This window comes from Methylobacterium nigriterrae, from assembly GCF_037106235.1.
GTDB lineage: Bacteria > Pseudomonadota > Alphaproteobacteria > Rhizobiales > Beijerinckiaceae > Methylobacterium > Methylobacterium nigriterrae.
On sequence record NZ_JBAWTG010000262.1, the window covers coordinates 1 to 3,364 of the forward strand.

General features: G+C 59.9%; 5 protein-coding genes. 2 read left to right on the forward strand and 3 right to left on the reverse strand.

Features of this window, described 5'->3' with window-relative positions; translation table 11 throughout:
* On the forward strand, window positions 1–241 hold a 241-nt coding region (locus WDW90_RS35750; RefSeq protein ID WP_336492495.1), incomplete at its 5' end, for a transposase.
* An 81-nt stretch (window positions 242–322) separates the two neighbouring features.
* Window positions 323–529: a hypothetical protein gene (locus WDW90_RS35755; RefSeq protein ID WP_336492496.1), complete on the forward strand. Its 207-nt coding sequence runs from the start codon at window positions 323–325 to the stop codon at window positions 527–529.
* A gap of 794 nt (window positions 530–1,323) precedes the next feature.
* Here the strand turns inward: WDW90_RS35755 and WDW90_RS35760 are convergent.
* From WDW90_RS35760 to WDW90_RS35770, 3 genes are all read right to left on the reverse strand, one after another.
* Window positions 1,324–1,587: a DUF6522 family protein gene (locus WDW90_RS35760; protein WP_336492497.1), complete on the reverse strand. Its 264-nt coding sequence runs from the start codon at window positions 1,585–1,587 to the stop codon at window positions 1,324–1,326.
* An 896-nt stretch (window positions 1,588–2,483) separates the two neighbouring features.
* Window positions 2,484–2,720, reverse strand: coding sequence for a hypothetical protein (locus tag WDW90_RS35765; protein WP_336492498.1), 237 nt, complete (start codon window positions 2,718–2,720; stop codon window positions 2,484–2,486).
* A 221-nt stretch (window positions 2,721–2,941) separates the two neighbouring features.
* Window positions 2,942–3,148: a hypothetical protein gene (locus tag WDW90_RS35770; RefSeq protein ID WP_336492499.1), complete on the reverse strand. Its 207-nt coding sequence runs from the start codon at window positions 3,146–3,148 to the stop codon at window positions 2,942–2,944.
* Between the last annotated feature and the right edge of the window lie 216 nt (window positions 3,149–3,364).

Genomic DNA, 3,364 nt, shown 5'->3' on the forward strand with positions numbered 1-3,364 from the left:
GCAGGACGCGATCGAGGCCGCGGGAGCTCGGCTCATGTACCTTCCGTCCTACAGTCCCGATCTCAACCCGATCGAGCAGGTTTTCGCAAAGCTCAAGGCCCTACTGCGCAGCGCGGCAGCCCGCACGATCCCCGATCTCTGGGCGGCGATCCGGCAGGCTTTCACCCGCTTCACTCCGCAGGAGTGCCGCAACTACCTCGCCGCAGCCGGCTACGAAAACGACTTGGCCGTCGCTACCTGACCGGGAACAGCTCTAACAGGCTCAGGATTGGGCCTTATGTGTAGGTCGAGTCGGAGGCGCGCGATGTCCGGAAAGCGATGGATGCCTCAGATCCTGAAGAGGCTCAACGAGCACTGGCTCGTTGTTACGGTACCATGGGACATGCCGGAAGGTTCTCACGAGCTCAATGACTCTATCCTGATCATCGACGGTCGAGACCACAGGGTGATTGGCGACGAAGTTGATGACCGCCCGCTCGCGAAAGGCGAGCTCATACAGATCCGTGTTGAGCCGGTGACGTATGCCTGAGGCTCGCAACGACAAAGCCTATGCCGGGGGCTGGCAGGATGGATGGAGGCGTACTCGAGCTCTTGAGCAAGTATGCTGGTTTAGATACGACGCCTCCACTTGCCCTGTGGTGAACGACGGGGAACGAGGCGTCACCGGCAATCATCGTGCCCCTCCGGTTCCTTCGGCCTTCATGCCGATCTTCGCCGCTTGTTCGATCAGACTCACCGGGACGGCACTGGGTTCGGCTGAAGGAGCGGAGTGTCACCGCAACTTGCTACACGACCGGTTCAAGCTTCATCGGCGTCCTGTTTGCCGGAGCCGTCCCCGGGGTCCCGATTGAATGCGAATGACCGTTTGTGGAGGTCAGCAGCCTCGACAGACGCCATCCATGGTCCTCTTTGTCTTTGCATCCCACGCCTTGTCGCGCGCCACATGCTCCCTCCCATTCCGCTCCCTCGCATCCTCACGCTTCTTAGCTTCTGCGCTCGAGGGATCGAGAACTGCGGCCTTGATTGACGACGATGTTGGCGTGGTCTGTCTGTGTGTGGGAGCGGCAGCCGTCAGCCCTCCGATCGCCAGAATGGCCGCCAAGAAACGGAGCATTGGTTCCTCCATAGATCAGAAGACAAATTGCGAGACGAAAAGACCGGCCCTTTTGGATCAAATATGAGCACCGCCCTAGCCAGTTCCGAGAGAAAACAGCTGCCCGGCCTCACCACGGCGAGCTGCGCAGCTGACCGGCAGTATTAATGTGCTGCCCTTCGTGACATTCGGGCAGATCGGCAGTGTCTGTTGTCCGCTCACGGGACGAGTCAGTGAGTGGCGAGTGCTTCCGGCAGCATCTCTTCCCCAATCAGAAACCCGGCACTGTCAAAAGTGCCCTGCCACGCCATTTTGCCAGCACGAACGGTAATCCGACTCCGCCCCTCGCACTCGTCGCTTTCTGTCTCAAGGAAACTCTTGAGCAAGCCCAATCGGATCTGATGCTGCAGGTATCCCGTTGATGTGCCGAATTTCCGGGCGAGTTCGCCAAGGTCGACGATCCAATCGCCGCGCTCGTCTAAATCGAAGTGCATGGAAGTGCCCTCATCAGCTCGGCGGCAGATGCAGGGCTGAGGCTGACCCTACCACGCCGGCTGGCTCGCGTATACGAGAGGCCTTTCGGCATCGAGTACACTCGTCACGCGGGTGACGCTCCCTTCCTGAGCCGAGCAATCGAGAGAGGCAGCTTTGAAGCTTTGCTTGCGTAAGACAAGCTCATCGGTTCTCCAAAGCCTGAATTGCCGCGGATAACAGATGTTTCGCTTCTCGCGCGACGTGCTCCTCGCGCCAGGAAAAAGTATCTTCGAAGCTTGCAGGGAGTGGAAACTCCAAGACGACCCGGCGCGATAAATCTTGCGTGTGCGCCTGATCAGCGAGCACAACGCAGCCTTTCCCATCTCTGACGCTGATCTCAATTACTTGGAGGTCCATCGGGCACTCTCGCAGAGCGCGACTGGCAAGCTGCCGTCACCTGCGAGAAGTGGTACCTCGTGCCATCATGCGCCACCTGCTTATCGATCTTGATGTAGGGCGCTCCGGATATCCGGATCGGTCGAGCACCACCTGCCCTACCCCGGCTGACTCCAAACCCGCGTCGTCATTGACTGTGCCACGGCTTCGCGGTTGTCTACAATCTCGGCGTACTTCGAGACAGGCCGCCTCAGTTTTGAAGTTGCGCCCACCCTTGCCTCGAGAGTGCATGCCGCTAGCCGGACTGTCAGAACGGGTCTCACGTCACTGAGCAGAAGCAGGCGCTGCAGCCATCCGGCCGAGCGCGAACAGTGTCGATGCCAAGACGACCATCGCGGTCCTCTCCCGGGGCGCGCAGAACGATAGCGGCCCTCAGCGGTGACTTTCTGTTTGGGCTCAACCCGCCCAGCCTCGAGCATTGGCTGGCGTACGGGGAGGCGCGGCAATGATGAGCCTTTCCTCAGCCTGACAGCGCGTCGGCAACATCGACGGCGATGCCGCGCCTTTGGAGTACGCTGATGACCCGCAGCCTCATATCGTGAGTCAGCCCAGTGATACGTAGGTGGACGGTGCTGCCACGCGCCGAACCGGTTACCCAGAGCCGGTACAGCAGGCCTTCCGCTCGCAACGGCGACAGAAGGCGTGCCGATCCAGCGCAGACCACCTCATTGTTCATGGCGATGAGTGCTGCGTTCATGCCTGCCTCCGTAGCCCTAACGAAGAGCTAACGCACAGAGCGTGGCCGCTGTCCGGTCCAATCTGGCGCAAGGTGCTATCGACTTTCAATCGTGATGAATGCACCGTAAAGAAATCTGCGCTACATCCTGAGTGGCGCTCGTCTGGCGGCGCGCCGTGTTGCGACACTTGCGCTTACCCACGTCGCTGATGTGCGGCTAATCTTCAGACAGTGGTAGCAGATCACCGCGCGACAGATGCTGGCATTGCCCGATTTCTTTCAAGCCGGGTCAACAACGCCCGCGCCTGATCCGGCGGAATGTTGTAACGACTCGTCAGGTCTCCTATGGTTTCGGCCAGCTCCAGTGATGTGCAGTCTCTGGCGCGCAGGGCGTCAGCCAAAACATCAGCCGCAGCCATCATCCTAAGTTCGTGCTTGATCTCGATCATCGACGGCAAAGACATCTTCCGCCCAAAATGCGTAATGCGCCTCATAGCAACTCTCCAATTCTGGTTGCATATGCGAGCGTATTTGCCAGAGGGGAGCCGCTTGAGTGAGGTTGTGGCTCGTAATTACCCACGGGGTGCGCCTGAGCGCGGCGTGCGGCAGGCGACGGGCCTGGAGGTGCCCCGCCTCGCCACTTGCCGGGAGCCGGTATCACTGAT